This window comes from Enterobacter sp. 01-M-03-SI-ECC (assembly GCF_047530215.1).
GTDB classification, from domain to species: domain Bacteria; phylum Pseudomonadota; class Gammaproteobacteria; order Enterobacterales; family Enterobacteriaceae; genus Enterobacter; species Enterobacter chengduensis.
This window is the reverse complement of sequence record NZ_JBLKDA010000030.1, coordinates 1-14,707: the sequence shown is the minus strand read 5'-3', so window position 1 is coordinate 14,707 and position 14,707 is coordinate 1. Positions and strand designations below refer to the sequence as shown.

At 57.3% G+C, this 14,707-nt stretch carries 12 protein-coding genes; 3 read left to right on the top strand and 9 right to left on the bottom strand.

All coding sequences use genetic code 11. The features are described 5' to 3' along the window. The first annotated feature begins 3 nt into the window (after nucleotides 1–3). Complete coding sequence (locus tag ACMWKK_RS21340) at nucleotides 4–276, top strand: DUF3811 domain-containing protein (RefSeq protein ID WP_112780381.1); 273 nt, start codon at nucleotides 4–6, stop codon at nucleotides 274–276. Here ACMWKK_RS21340 and rluF read toward each other — a convergent pair whose 3' ends face one another. The 5 genes from rluF to metH form a co-directional block, all read right to left on the bottom strand. Then, entirely contained in the window at nucleotides 277–1,149 is an 873-nt protein-coding gene (rluF, locus tag ACMWKK_RS21335; protein WP_161656554.1) for a 23S rRNA pseudouridine(2604) synthase RluF, read from the bottom strand. 54 nt (nucleotides 1,150–1,203) lie between these two features. Beyond that, nucleotides 1,204–1,521, bottom strand: a complete 318-nt coding sequence (locus tag ACMWKK_RS21330) for a CcdB family protein (protein WP_112780379.1) — start codon at nucleotides 1,519–1,521, stop codon at nucleotides 1,204–1,206. Beyond that, the gene (locus ACMWKK_RS21325; RefSeq protein WP_112780378.1) at nucleotides 1,521–1,814 is read right to left on the bottom strand and encodes a type II toxin-antitoxin system CcdA family antitoxin; all 294 of its coding nucleotides are present in this window, start codon (nucleotides 1,812–1,814) and stop codon (nucleotides 1,521–1,523) included. Before ACMWKK_RS21325 ends, ACMWKK_RS21330 begins: the two co-directional genes overlap by 1 nt. 95 nt (nucleotides 1,815–1,909) lie before the next feature. After that, on the bottom strand, nucleotides 1,910–3,541 hold the full coding sequence (locus ACMWKK_RS21320; RefSeq protein ID WP_045328947.1) for a Na/Pi cotransporter family protein: 1,632 nt from the start codon (nucleotides 3,539–3,541) through the stop codon (nucleotides 1,910–1,912). 216 nt (nucleotides 3,542–3,757) lie between these two features. Next, nucleotides 3,758–7,441 (bottom strand): methionine synthase, encoded by a 3,684-nt coding sequence (metH, locus tag ACMWKK_RS21315; protein WP_112780377.1) that lies wholly within the window; start codon nucleotides 7,439–7,441, stop codon nucleotides 3,758–3,760. A gap of 192 nt (nucleotides 7,442–7,633) precedes the next feature. Between metH and iclR the strand changes: the two genes are divergently transcribed. After that, nucleotides 7,634–8,461, top strand: coding sequence for a glyoxylate bypass operon transcriptional repressor IclR (gene iclR / locus ACMWKK_RS21310; protein ID WP_139156886.1), 828 nt, complete (start codon nucleotides 7,634–7,636; stop codon nucleotides 8,459–8,461). Nucleotides 8,462–8,498: 37 nt separating this feature from the next. On the opposite strand, the gene aceK is transcribed toward iclR, so the two are convergent. The 4 genes from aceK to metA all read right to left on the bottom strand — a co-directional run bounded on the left by aceK (nucleotide 8,499) and on the right by metA (nucleotide 14,429). Continuing rightward, a complete protein-coding gene (gene aceK, locus ACMWKK_RS21305) occupies nucleotides 8,499–10,235 on the bottom strand; it encodes a bifunctional isocitrate dehydrogenase kinase/phosphatase (RefSeq protein WP_112780376.1) in 1,737 nt (578 codons plus the stop codon). Nucleotides 10,236–10,291: 56 nt separating this feature from the next. Then, nucleotides 10,292–11,596 carry an isocitrate lyase gene (gene aceA / locus ACMWKK_RS21300; protein ID WP_112780375.1) on the bottom strand — a complete coding sequence of 435 codons (1,305 nt, stop codon included), beginning with the start codon at nucleotides 11,594–11,596 and terminating at the stop codon, nucleotides 10,292–10,294. A gap of 31 nt (nucleotides 11,597–11,627) precedes the next feature. Further along, on the bottom strand, nucleotides 11,628–13,229 hold the full coding sequence (gene aceB / locus ACMWKK_RS21295) for a malate synthase A (protein WP_045328958.1): 1,602 nt from the start codon (nucleotides 13,227–13,229) through the stop codon (nucleotides 11,628–11,630). A gap of 270 nt (nucleotides 13,230–13,499) precedes the next feature. Beyond that, entirely contained in the window at nucleotides 13,500–14,429 is a 930-nt protein-coding gene (gene metA / locus ACMWKK_RS21290; RefSeq protein WP_045328960.1) for a homoserine O-acetyltransferase MetA, read from the bottom strand. 74 nt (nucleotides 14,430–14,503) lie between these two features. Between metA and ACMWKK_RS21285 the strand changes: the two genes are divergently transcribed. Further along, on the top strand, nucleotides 14,504–14,707 hold a 204-nt coding region (locus ACMWKK_RS21285; RefSeq protein ID WP_406542926.1), incomplete at its 3' end, for a hypothetical protein.

The following is a 14,707-nucleotide window of genomic DNA, read 5'->3' as shown; positions in this document are numbered from 1 at the left end:
GCAATGGCGACACCACGTTTGACCCAGAAAGACATGACCGAAGCCGAGCAGCGCGAACTGAAAACGCTTCTCGACCGCACCCGCATCGCGCATGGCCGCACGCTGACGAATGCCGAAACCAATCAGGTTAAAACAGAGTACATCGATAAGCTGATGGCGCAGCGCGACGCCGAGGCGAAGAAAGCCCGCAAGCTGAAAAAAGAGCAGGCTTATAAACCCGATGCAGAGGCCACCTTTTCGTGGTCGGCCAGTACCTCTACCCGTGGAAGGCGCTAATCAGCGCCCTTTCTTTTTGCGTCCCGGCTGGGTAAAACGTTTTCCGTTGCCCGGCTTGCCTCGCCCTTTCTCTTCCGCCTGCGGCGCCTTCACCACCGGGCGTTTAATCGCCTGAGCTTTCGGTTTTGCTTTGGCCTTCGGCTTCGCTTCGGACGAGGAGTTCTCGATAAGCTTGAACAGCTCGATCAGTTCATCATCCGTCAGGTCACGCCATTCGCCCAGCGGAATGCCGGTCAGGCTGACGTTCATGATGCGCGTGCGCTCAAGCTTCGTCACTTCATAACCGAAGTGCTCGCACATGCGGCGAATCTGGCGGTTTAAGCCCTGTACCAGGGTAATGCGAAACGCGAACGGCGCCTCTTTTTTCACCTTACACTTTTTCGTGACGGTACCGAGGATCGGCACGCCGGCGCCCATGCCGCGAATAAAGTCGTCCGTGACCGGCTTATTCACCGTCACAATGTACTCTTTCTCGTGGTCGTTACCGGCTCGTAGGATTTTGTTGACCAGATCGCCGTGGTTGGTGAGGAAAATCAGCCCCTGCGAATCTTTATCCAGACGGCCAATCGGGAAGATACGGCTGCTGTGGTTCACGAAATCAACGATGTTGTCCCGCTCGCCGTCCTCCGTGGTGCTGACAATCCCAACCGGTTTGTTCAACGCGATAAACACCAGGTCTTCGGCATCACGCGGTTCGATGACCTGACCATTCACTTTAACCACGTCGCCAGGCACCACCTGATCGCCGATCGTGGCGCGTTTGCCGTTAAGAAACACGTTACCTTGTTCAATGTAACGGTCAGCCTCGCGACGTGAGCAGATCCCGCTCTCGCTAATGTATTTGTTTAAACGGGTTGATTGAGTTGGCAGCATAGTTTCTCCTGTGAAGGGCGAAATATACCTCACCTTGCGGCTGACAAAAAAGTGTTAGTAACCGTTGATCAAAAAATCGAGTGCATCCCGCAATGAAGCCCGGTTTTGCGTAAGATCGGCGACGCGCTCGCCTAACTCTTTTGGCGATATGCCTGCCATCAAATGCATCATAACCACGCAGGGTTTACCCGCTATCTCAACAACAGGGCACACTTTAGCAGGCGGCTTAATGCCTCCCAGATGGACAAGCTCAACTGCGGGGGCGACCAGGACATGCTTCATCACATTGGCCACGGGATGCTGCATATTGATGAGCCAGGGATAGGCCGTTTTCCCTTTACCTTCATTCTCATAAGCAAAATATTGCTCCATCAGAACGACCTCTGAAAGTCGCCAAAGGCGCCGTTTTCATCAACCCACTGGTTAATAGCCTCGATTGAAGCTTTATTTTCTGCTAACCACTCTGCGCGCTGATGTTCACGAAACTGCTCCTGCAGCGCAGCCGTGAGTACAGCAGAAAGATTAAGTTTTAGCCGTCGCGCCTCTTCGAGAATTTCTGGGGCTAACGACACATTGACTGATTTTTTGATGCCATGAGTAGTGCGCATGAGAACCCCCATCGGAATGCGCATGAATTGGCGAAGTGTAGCGTAATAAACGAGCATTTTCTATTCCCTTCAAAATGTAAGGTCTGAAGAGTAAATGGCGCTTTATAAGGTGTCACGCCCCGCAAAACGCTTTTGCGAGGCGCTTTCAGAGATTAATACTCATCCCGCTCGTCGTCTTCATCCGGCTGTTCCATCACGCTGTACGCCACCGCGCAGAACAACGAGTTGAGACGCTTCATATCCCCCAGCAGTCCCAGATGCAAAGAGCTGGTCTCGATACTTTGTACGTTCTGCTGATGCAGGCGCTCTACGTGGGCGTGCGAGTAGCGGCGGTTCAGAATGCGGAAACGGTGCTTGTTGCGGCGCAGGCGTCGCGCGCTCGGCACGTCGCTGGAGAAGAAGACCAGCATCGCCAGCTTCAGGTTGCTCAGCAGCTGTTCGTGGAGCGCTTCCAGCTCCTTCAGGCCTTCCCCGGAGAACGCCCGGCGTGCGGCCAGCGATTTATCGGCGATCTCGCTGCCCATGCGCTCAACGATATCGGAGGCCTGTTCAAGGTTAAGCGACATCTCAATGATTTCCGCCCAGCGGCGGGACTCCTCCTCCGCCAGCTCGTCCTGCGGCATGCGCGCCAGATAGAGTTTAATGGCGGTATAAAGCACGTTGATATCGTCCGCTAATCGGCGCAGCTCTTTCTCTTCACGCGGCTCGCCGTGCATCACCTTTTGCAGGCCTTCGAGCATGGTTTCCATTGCGTCGCCCATGCGCAGCGTCTCGCGCGCGGCATTCGCCAGCGCCAGCGCCGGGGTATCCAGCGCGGACGTATCCAGATGCTTCGGCTTCAGGCGCGCATCCAGCTCCGGTTCATCCTGAATGAGACGTTCGCAGAAGCGGGCCATCGGCGCCGCAAAAGGCACCATCGCCAGGCAGCGCACCAGGTTGTAGAACACGTGGAAATAGATAACCAGCTCCGCCTTCGGCAGCGGGAGGCTGTCCATCACGTTCGCCAGCGGGTGCACAAAGGGCAGGATTATCAGGCTGCCCACCAGCTTAAACAGCAGGCTGCCGAGCGCCACGCGGCGGGCGGCGGCGTTGGCGGCGCTGTTGTTGAGCATCGCCAGCAGGCCAGAGCCGAGGTTAGCCCCGATCACCAGACACAGCGCGACCGGGAAGGATATTGCTCCGGCGGCGGTTAAGGTCGCCGTCAGCAGGACCGCCGCCAGGCTGGAGTAGCTGACGATGGCAAACACCGCGCCAATAAGCGCGTCGAGCATGATGTCCCCGGTCAGGGAGGCGAAGATGACCTGAACGCCGTTAGCCTGGGTTATCGGGGTCACCGCCTGCACAATCAGTTCGAGCGCCAGCAGGATCAGCCCCAGGCCAATCCCCACGCGCCCAAGCTGCCCGGCGCGGGTCTGCTTGCGGCCAAGGAAGAAAATGACGCCGATAAAAATCAGCAGCGGCGACAGCCAGGAGAGGTCAAACGTCAGGATACGCGCCATCAGCGCGGTACCCACGTCGGCGCCCAGCACAATGACCAGCGCAGGGGCCAGCGCCACCAGATCCTGCGCCACAAAAGAGGTGACGAGCAGGGTTGTGGCGTTGCTGCTCTGAACCAGCGCCGTGACGCCTATGCCCGCGCAGAAGGCGAGCGGCTTCTTCTCAACGCTGCTGCTGAGAACGGTACGTAAGCGCGCGCCAAAGACGCGCATCACGCCGGTACGGACGATATGGGTGCCCCATACGAGCAGTGCGACTGCGGAAAGCAGGTGTAACAACGTCAGCACGGAAAGTGTTCCTCCTTATCGTTATGTGTTTTCCTGAGGTTTACTGCGCGCGGTCTTGCCGGATGGCGGCTACGCCTTATCCGGCCTACGCACAGGACCGGTAAGCGCAGCGCCACCGGGCAAAAGATAAGAACCTTCTTTCAGTATAAGGGTTTAAACGTAAGAAAGAGACAGGGCGCCCAATGAGCGCCCTGTTTGTTGTAAGGAAAAGTGATTTTAGTCGGCGTCGTAGCCGAGATTCGGGGCCAGCCAGCGCTCCACTTCTGACACGCTCATGCCTTTGCGCAGGGCGTAATCTTCGATCTGATCGCGCTGCAGCTGCGCCACGGCAAAGTACTTGCTGTCCGGGTGGCTGAAGTACCAGCCTGACACGGACGCGCCAGGCCACATGGCAAACGACTCGGTGAGCTTCATCCCGGTATGCGCTTCCACGTCCAGCAGTTTCCAGATGGTGCCTTTTTCGGTGTGTTCCGGGCAGGCCGGGTATCCCGGCGCCGGGCGGATGCCCTGGTAATTTTCGCGGATGAGTTCCTCATTGCTGAGGTTCTCGTTCGCCGCGTAGCCCCAGTGCACCTTGCGCACGCGCTCGTGGAGGTACTCGGCAAAGGCTTCCGCCAGGCGGTCGGCAATCGCTTTCACCATGATTTTATTGTAATCATCGTGCTGCGCGTCGAACGCGTCCGCCAGGGCATCTTCTTCCAGACCGCCGGTTACCGCAAAGGCGCCGATATAGTCGGCTTTACCACCCAGCTTCGGCGCGACGAAATCGGCCAGGCAGTAGTTGGCAAAGCCCACTTTCTCGGTTTGCTGGCGCAGATGGCGGCTGACCGCCAGCACGTGGGTGCGGGTCTCATCGCGGTAAATTTCGATGTCGTCACCCACGCGGTTCGCCGGGAACAGGCCCACGACGCCGCGCGGGTTGAGGGTTTTCTCCGCGCTCAGCGTGTCGAGCATCGCGTTGGCGTCTTTAAACAGGCGCTTCGCCTCTTCACCCACCACCTCATCTTCCAGGATGCGCGGGTATTTGCCCGCCAGCGACCAGGTCATAAAGAACGGCGTCCAGTCGATGTAGTTGCGCAGCGTTTCGATGCTGGCGGTGACGTCCTGCACGCCCAGGCGGTGCGCCACCGGCGGCGTATAGCTGGACCAGTCGAACGCCAGATCGTTGTCGCGCGCCGCCTGAAGAGACACGGGTGGCGTACGCGGTTTCTTGCGCCCGTGCTGGATGCGGACGGTTTCGTACTCTTTGCGGGTGCGCGCCACAAACTCGTCGCGTTGGGTATCAGAGAGCAGCGCGGAGACCACGCCCACCGTGCGCGACGCGTTCTGCACGTACACCGTCGGGCCGCTGTAGTTCTGTTCGATCTTCACCGCCGTGTGCGCTTTGGAGGTGGTCGCACCGCCGATCAGCAGCGGAATGGTGAAGCCCTGGCGCTCCATCTCTTTCGCCACGTTGACCATCTCGTCCAGCGACGGCGTGATCAGCCCGGAAAGGCCAATCAGGTCGGCGTTCACCTCGCGCGCGGTCTTAAGGATTTTATCCGCCGGAACCATGACGCCCAGGTCGATAATTTCGTAGTTATTACACTGCAGCACCACGCCGACGATGTTTTTGCCGATGTCGTGCACGTCGCCCTTCACGGTAGCGATGACCATTTTGCCGTTGCTGGAACCTTTCTCCTTGCTGGCCTCGATAAACGGCTCCAGGTACGCCACGGCCTGCTTCATCACGCGGGCGGATTTCACCACCTGCGGCAGGAACATTTTGCCCTCGCCGAACAGATCGCCGACCACGTTCATGCCGTCCATCAGCGGGCCTTCTATCACCTCAATCGGGCGGGCTGACTGCTGGCGCGCCTCTTCGGTGTCCTGCTCGATAAACTCGGTGATGCCTTTTACCAGCGAATATTCCAGACGCTTCTTCACGTCCCAGGAACGCCACTCGGCCTGCTGAACGTTGGCCGATTCATCCGACTTGCTGCCGCGGTATTTCTCCGCCAGGTCCAGCATGCGCTCGGTGGCGTCGTCGCGGCGGTTAAGGATCACGTCTTCTACCGCGTCGCGCAGTTCGGCCGGCAGGTCGTCGTAAATGGCCAGCTGTCCGGCGTTAACGATCCCCATGTCCATCCCGTTACGAATGGCGTAGTAGAGGAACACGGCGTGGATCGCTTCACGCACCGGGTCGTTGCCGCGGAACGAGAATGACACGTTCGACACGCCGCCGGAGATGAGGGCATGCGGCAGCTCGCGCTTGATGTCCTCGCACGCGCCGATAAAGTCCTGAGCATAGTTATTATGCTCTTCGATGCCGGTCGCCACGGCGAAGATGTTTGGGTCAAAGATGATGTCTTCCGGCGGGAAGCCCACCTCTTCGGTCAAAATCTTGTACGCGCGGCGGCAAATTTCTATTTTGCGCTCGCGGGTATCGGCCTGGCCCACTTCGTCAAAGGCCATTACCACCACGGCGGCACCGTAGCGGCGGACCATTTTCGCGTGGTGGATGAAGATATCCACGCCCTCTTTCATCGAGATGGAGTTGACGATGCCTTTACCCTGAATGCACTTCAGCCCCTTTTCGATGACGTCCCACTTGGAGGAGTCGATCATGATCGGCACGCGGGCGATGTCCGGCTCACCGGCAATCAGGTTGAGGAAACGCACCATCGCCGCCTCGGCGTCGAGCATCCCCTCATCCATGTTGATATCGATAATCTGCGCGCCGCTTTCCACCTGCTGGCGGGCAACGTCCAGCGCTTCGCTGTACTTCTCTTCTTTGATCAGGCGTTTGAACTTCGCGGAACCGGTGACGTTAGTACGCTCACCCACGTTCACAAACAGGCTGTCGTCGCCGATGGTTAACGGCTCAAGGCCGGACAGACGACAGGCAACGGGAAGCTCGGGCAGCCTGCGCGGCGGCAGCCCGGCCACGGCGTTGCTCATGGCGGCGATGTGCTCCGGCGTGGTGCCGCAGCAGCCGCCGACGATGTTCAGGAAGCCAGACTCGGCCCACTCGCGGATTTGCGCCGCCATGGTGTCGGCGTCGAGATCGTATTCACCAAAGGCGTTCGGCAGACCGGCATTCGGGTGCGCGGTGACGTAGCATTCCGCAATGCGCGACAGCTCCTGCACGTACTGGCGCAGTTCATCCGGCCCCAGCGCGCAGTTCAGGCCGAAGGAGAGCGCGTCGGCGTGGCGCAGAGAGTTATAGAACGCTTCGGTCGTCTGGCCGGACAGGGTACGGCCGGAAGCGTCGGTGATGGTGCCGGAAATCATGATCGGCAGGTCAACGCCCAGCGCCTCGAACGCTTCTTTTACCGCATAGATAGCGGCTTTGGCGTTGAGGGTGTCGAAAACCGTTTCAATCAGGATCAGATCGGAACCGCCTTCCACCAGCGCTTTGGTCGATTCACGGTAGGCCGTAACCAGCTGGTCAAAGGTGATATTACGATATGCCGGGTCGTTGACGTCCGGTGAGATTGAGGCGGTGCGGTTGGTTGGGCCAAGCACCCCGGCAACGTAGCGCGGTTTTTCCGGCGTGCGGGCCGTCCATTCGTCGGCACAGGCGCGCGCCAGCTTCGCGGCTTCCAGGTTGATTTCCGCCGACAGGGATTCCATCTGGTAATCCGCCATGGCGATGGTTGTCGAGTTAAAGGTGTTGGTTTCAATAATATCCGCACCCGCTTCGAAGTAGGCGTTGTGGATATCCTTAATAACGGACGGCTTGCTGAGCACCAGCAGGTCGTTGTTCCCTTTCAGGTCGCACGGCCAGTCGGCAAAGCGTTCGCCGCGGAAATCGTCTTCACTGAGACGATAGCCCTGGATCATGGTGCCCATGCCGCCGTCCAGCACCAGAATTCGTTCATTTAACTGCGCACGCAGTTGATCTACTTTGCTGCTCACACTTGCTCCCGACAACGCTCAACAAGGCCAAAAGGCTGCGCTCCATACTGGCACAATCTCAGAGGGTGGAAAAGTCGCGCAGCGGTAACATGAGACATGTTCACCATCACTCCTCCGATCAGTCAGGATACGGTTGCAAATTCACCAAATAAAACGAAAATGATTTCCACGATACAGAAAAAGGAGATCGTCATGGTCGCGACCGTTCCCGCTAAACGCGGCAGAAAACCTGCTGCCACACCCGCCGCACCGCAGGGCGGACAGGTTCAATCGCTCACGCGCGGTTTGAAGCTGCTGGAGTGGATAGCCGAGTCGCACAGCAGCGTGGCCCTGACGGAGCTGGCCCAGCAGGCAGGCCTGCCGAACTCCACGACGCACCGCCTGCTGACCACCATGCAGCAGCTGGGTTTTGTCCGCCAGGTTGGCGAGCTGGGGCACTGGGCGGTGGGCGCGCATGCGTTTATCGTCGGCAGCAGCTTCCTGCAGAGCCGCAACCTGCTGGCGATTGTGCACCCGATACTGCGCAAGTTGATGGAGGAGTCCGGCGAGACCGTAAACCTGGCGGTACTGGACCAGAGCGACCATCAGGCCATCATTATCGACCAGGTGCAGTGCACGCAGCTGATGCGCATGTCCGCACCGATTGGCGGCAAGCTGCCGATGCACGCGTCCGGGGCGGGGAAAGCGTTTCTCTCGCAGCTGAGCGAGGAGCAGGTGACGGGGCTGCTGCACCGTAAAGGTCTACACGCCTATACCCACGCCACGCTGGTATCGCCCGTGCATCTGAAAGAAGATCTGGCTCTGACCCGCAAGCGAGGCTATTCGTTTGATGATGAAGAACATGCCCTGGGGCTGCGCTGCCTGGCGTCCTGTATTTTTGACGAGCACCGCGAACCGTTTGCCGCTATCTCCATCTCCGGGCCGATTTCGCGCATGACCGACGACCGCGTGACTGAGTTAGGTGCGCTGGTGATTAAGGCGGCGAAAGAGGTTACGCTGGCGTACGGTGGGATGCGTTAAGAGGGTTTTGCCGGGTGGCGGCTACGCCTTACCCGGCCTACATGATGCCCTCTGAAAACCTAATGCAAAACCGCTGCTTGCGGCGGTATGCATACACATCTTCGACGTGCCCATTTTTGATCCGCGTTTGCAGTCCGCGCCAGTAGCTGGCGCGAAACAGATCGGCATGCATCTCTTCGAACAGCGGCCCGATGCGCGGGTCGGCGCACAGCCAGTGGCGAAACTCTTCCGGAAACACATCGCCCGGAGAAACGCTGTACCACGGCTCGCTGGAAAGCTCATCTTCCGGGTAGCGCGGCGGTGGTATATCGCGAAAATTCACCTCGGTCATGTAGCAGATTTCATCGTAATCGTAGAACACTACCCGCCCGTGACGGGTGACGCCGAAGTTTTTAAACAGCATATCGCCCGGGAAAATATTGGCGGCGGCAAGCTGGCGAATCGCGTTGCCGTATTCTTCTATGGCATCTCGCAGCGCTTGCCCTTCAGACTGCTCCAGCCAGATATTCAGCGGCACCATGCGGCGCTCAATGTAGAGATGACTAATCGCGATTTTGTCGCCAAGATCGGTGATTTTCGCAGGCGCTTCCTGCATGAGTAGCGCCATGAGCGCCGGGTCGATCTGCTGTTTGTCCAGCACAAAGTTTTCGAATTCCTGGGTATCCGCCATGCGTCCGACGCGGTCATGCTCTTTGACCAGCTGGTAGCAGGCGCGGACGTGCGCGGCGGTCATCTCTTTCTGCGGTGCGAACCGGTCTTTAATCACCTTAAACACCCGGTCGAAGCCCGGCAGCGTAAAGACCAGCATCACCATGCCGCGAATGCCGGGCGCTTCAATAAACTGCTCATCGGCCGCGGTGACATAGCGCAGGTATTCGCGATAGCTTTCCGTTTTGGCGTGCTTCTGGCAGCCAATCGCCATATACAGCTCGGCGGTGGTTTTACCCGGCAGGATCTCGCGCAGCCACTCCACCAGCGCGGCAGGCAGCGGGGCGTATACCATGAAATAGGAGCGGGCGAAGCCAAATACGATGCTGGCCTCGGCGCTGGTAGTCAGGCAGGTATCGACAAACAGTTCCCCGTCGTCGGTACGGTGGATCGGTAACAGAAACGGTACGATGGCGGTCGGCGTAACCAGTTTGCCTACCAGCCAGGCGGCTTTATTGCGGTAGAAAAGCTCGTTAGCCACCTGCAGATGGCTGCGGCCGAGCGCCTCCGCACCGAAGGTTTCGCTAAGATGCGCGTGAATATACCTGATATCCCGGCTTTTATTCTCCCAGGGCAGGCGCAGCGGCAGATCCGTTAGCACGCGGTGCAGGAGCTTTTCCCACCCGCGATCGGGAAAGAAATCTTTCGCCAGCGGACGGGGAATGGTTCGAAAGCGTCGTTCGGGCTGGGAACTGAAGATAAATAACCGCTCAGGAGATAACGAGCGGTGGTCAAATAACCGGCAATAGACGGAGTTGAAAAAGCTCTCCGCAATCTCGAAGCGCGGGTAGTCGGGTAACAAATGGGTGTAGTGCTCCTTCACGCGCAGTAAAAAATCCGCATCCGGACTTTTACCGTCGGTAATACAGCGCAGCTGCTCCACCACCAGACCCACATGGTGGTCGTAGAGGTGGATACGCTGCTTCATGGCCTGCTGAACCGCATGCCAGTCAGCATGTTCGAAGCGCTGCTGCGCGCCGGAGGTCACTTCAAGAAAACGACCATACTGGGCATCGAAGCCCTGCAAAATAGTTTGGGCAATCAGTAATTCCAGGCCACGCGACATAAATTCCCCTTACCCCTCACCCTAACCCTCTCCCCAAAGGGGAGAGGGGGAAAACATCAGAACTGTGCTTCTTCCGTTGAACCCGTTAAGGCGGTGACGGAGGAGGTGCCGCCCTGAATAATGGTGGTCACGTTATCAAAGTAGCCGGTGCCCACCTCCTGCTGGTGAGACACGAAGGTATAACCGTCTTTGCCTGCCGCAAACTCCGGCTGCTGCACCTTCTCGACGTAGTGCTTCATGCCCTCACCCTGCGCATAGGCATGGGCCAGGTCGAACATGTTGAACCACATGCTGTGGATGCCCGCCAGGGTGATGAACTGGTATTTGTAGCCCATGTCGGACAGCTGCTGCTGGAAGCTGGCGATGGTTTTGTCATCCAGCTTTTTCTGCCAGTTAAAGGACGGCGAGCAGTTGTAGGCCAGCAGTTTGCCCGGGTATTTCGCGTGAATAGCATCCGCGAAGCGTTTTGCCAGCGCCAGATCCGGCGTGGAGGTTTCGCACCAGACCAGGTCAGCGTAAGACGCGTACGCCAGCCCGCGGCTGATCGCCTGTTCGATACCCGCATGGGTGCGATAGAACCCTTCGCTGGTGCGCTCGCCGGTGATGAACTCGCTGTCGTACGGGTCGCAGTCAGAGGTGATCAGGTCCGCCGCATCCGCATCGGTACGGGCAATGACCAGCGTCGGCACGCCGAGCACGTCAGCCGCCAGACGCGCGGCAACCAGCTTCTGGACCGCTTCCTGTGTTGGAACGAGTACTTTACCGCCCATGTGTCCACATTTCTTCACTGACGCCAGCTGATCTTCGAAGTGAACGGCCGCTGCACCGGCCTCAATCATCGATTTCATCAGCTCAAAGGCGTTCAGCACGCCGCCGAAGCCCGCTTCCGCATCCGCGACGATCGGCAGGAAGTAGTCGATGAAGCGCGGATCGTCAGGTTCGATACCGGCGGCCCACTGGATCTGATCCGCACGGCGGAAGGTGTTGTTGATCCGATCCACCACCGACGGCACGGAGTTAGCCGGATAGAGCGACTGATCCGGATACATGCTGGAGGCCAGGTTGGCGTCCGCCGCGACCTGCCAGCCGGAGAGGTAGATAGCCTCAATACCGGCCTTCGCCTGCTGCAGCGCCTGACCGCCGGTCAGCGCCCCGAGGCTGTTGATATAGCCCTTTTTGGAACCACCGTGCAGCAGCTTCCACATTTTCGCCGCACCGTTCTGCGCCAGCGTACATTCCGGGTTAACCGAGCCGCGTAATTTCACCACTTCCTCCGCGCTGTAAGGACGGCGGATGCCTTCCCAGCGAGGTTGTGTCCATTCTTTCTTCAGTTCTTCGATTTGTTGGGTACGGGTTTTCATGTGCAGATGCTCCATATTGTTATGTGGTGGATTACGCCAGGAAGCGGTAGCCCGGCAGGGTCAGGAAGTCAATTAAGTCATCGGATGTGGTGATTTGCTCCATCAGGCGCGCAGCGTCGTCAAAGCGTCCGCTGCTGAAGCGGTGTTCGCCGAGCTCGTCCTGAATCACCCGCATCTCTTCGGCCAGCATCTGGCGGAACAGGGATTTAGTCACCGGCTTGCCGTTGCTGAGGGTTTTTTGATGGTGGATCCACTGCCAGATAGAGGTGCGAGAAATCTCCGCCGTTGCGGCATCTTCCATCAGGCCGTAGATCGGCACGCAGCCGTTACCGGAGATCCAGGCTTCGATGTACTGCACGGCGACGCGAATGTTGGCGCGCATGCCCTCTTCGGTACGCTCGCCCGCGCACGGCGCCAGCAGCTGTTCTTCAGCCGTTGGGGCATCGTCTTCACGCGTGACAAACAGCTGGTTTTTGTTGTCGCCGAGGACGCGGTTAAAGACGTCCATTGCCGTATCGGCCAGGCCAGGGTGGGCAATCCACGTCCCGTCGTGACCGTTACGGGCTTCAAGCTCTTTGTCGGCTTTCACCTTGTTGAGCACCTGATTGTTGCGCTCTGCGTCTTTGCTCGGGATAAACGCCGCCATGCCGCCCATCGCAAAGGCACCGCGCTTGTGGCAGGTTTTGATCAGCAGACGCGAATAGGCGCTCAGGAACGGTTTATCCATGGTCACGACCTGGCGATCCGGCAGGACGCGATCGGGATAATTTTTCAGGGTTTTGATGTAGCTGAAAATATAGTCCCAGCGCCCGCAGTTCAGGCCGACAATGTGGTCGCGCAGGGCGTGCAGAATTTCATTCATCTGGAACACGGCAGGCAGCGTTTCAATCAGCAGCGTGGCCTTGATGGTGCCGCGCGGCAGGTTGAAGCGATCTTCCGCATAGCTGAAGACCTCGCTCCACCAGGCCGCTTCCTGCCAGGCCTGCGTTTTTGGCAGATAGAAATAGGGGCCGCTGCCTTTTGCCAGCAGATTTTTGTAGTTGTGGAAGAAATAGAGTGCGAAATCAAACAGGCTGCCTGGAATGGCTTCCCCACGCCAGGTAACGTGTTTTTCAGGCAAATGCAGACCGCGTACGCGGCAGATCAGCACCGCCGGGTTCGGTTTGAGCTGGTAGATTTTTCCGGCTTCGTTGGTATAGCTTATGGTGCCGTTCACGGCATCGCGCAGGTTGATCTGCCCTTCTATGACCTTACGCCAGTCAGGTGCCAGCGAGTCCTCAAAGTCGGCCATAAAGACCTTCACGTTCGCGTTCATGGCGTTGATCACCATTTTGCGCTCTACCGGACCGGTGATCTCGACGCGACGATCCTGTAAATCCTCAGGAATTCCGCGAATTTTCCACTCGCCACGACGAATGGAAGCGGTTTCCGAAATAAAACCAGGCAACTTGCCATCGTCAATTTCCTGCTGCTGGTGAATGCGTGCCGCCAGCAGCTTGTTGCGCTGCGGCGTAAAGCGGGTCACCAGCTCAGTCAGAAACTCTACCGCTTCTGGCGTCAAAACCTGCTGTTCTTGCTCGCCGTACGGCTGGGTAAAGGTCAGTTCATCGACCGTCGTTGCCTGTTGAGTCATTACTCTGCTCCTCATCAAAGATCCAAAATCACGCTCCCGATGCGAACGAAAGATCGTTGGGTAGTTTTCGCTCAGCAGAATTAAGACTATCTATATTTTTTCTAAAATCAAAAACAATTTCCATTTTAATTACATAATGCAATTAATTATATGATTTTATTGGAATTAAAGTTTTATTGAATGATGAGTGGTATTTCGGAAATAAAAAAGGCACCCGAAGGTGCCTGATTTGAATAGCTGAAACGCTTTAGGATCGTTTGGTGCAGAAGATTACTCCAGCGTCGGGTTCATGTGACGCAGATCGTATGGCGTTATCTGGTAGACGTAATAGTTGAGCCAGTTAGTGAAAAGCAAATTCCCGTGGCTGCGCCAGGTTGCTCTCGGTTTGTTTTGCGGATCGTTTTTCGGGAAATAGTTGTACGGTACATCCGGATTCAGACCCGCTTCAACATCACGAAAATACTCTGACGCGAGAGTATGCGGATCGTACTCAGGGTGTCCGGTCACAAAAGCAATACGCTTGTCCTTGCTGGCAAACAGATAAGCATCGCCATCTTCCGTTTCGGCCAGGATCTCGAGATCGGTGTAATCACGAATCAGCTGGGCCGGGAAATCGGCATAGCGAGAATGCGGGGCCAGGAAAGAGTCATCAAACCCACGCGTCAGCAACGCATGTGGATGGAGAATGTAGTGTTCGTATACGCCGGAGAGCTTTTCAGTGCGGGTTTGCTTGGGGATGCCATAGAGAATATTGAGTGCGGCTTGTACCGCCCAACAGACAAACAGCGTGGACGTGACGTGATCTTTTGCCCACTCCAGAACCTGTTTGATCTGCGGCCAGTAGGCGACATCGTTAAATTCAACCAGACCGAGCGGGGCGCCGGTTACAATCAGGCCGTCGAAGTTTTCCCCCTGAATGTCATCGAAGTTACAGTAGAAGTTGTTCAGGTGCTCAGAAGGCGTATTGCGTGATTCGCGGGCATCAATTCGCAGCAGTTGAATATCGACCTGCAGCGGAGAGTTCGACAGAAGACGCAGGAACTGGTTTTCTGTTTCGATCTTCTTTGGCATCAGATTGAGAATAAGCACCTTCAGCGGGCGAATTTCCTGACCTGTCGCACGCGAAGTCGTCATGACGAAGACGTTTTCTTCACGCAAGAAATTGACGGCTGGTAGCTCGTCCTGCACCCGAATCGGCATAGCTTTGTATCCTCACAGCATACGTATAAACGTTTAGACATCCAGATAGCTAACGATACCCAGAAACGGGAATAATGTCGAGTCTGCAAGCGGAAGGTGAGAAAGTTTCAAGGAGGGGTGCGGCCTGTAAAGCCATCCACCCTGATTTTATGACGCACAAAGCAAAAAACCCCGCACCTTTCGGTACGGGGTTCTTCTTAATTGATGCCTGGCAGTTCCCTACTCTCACATGGGGAGACCCCACACTACCATCGGCGCTACGGCGTTTCACTTCTGAG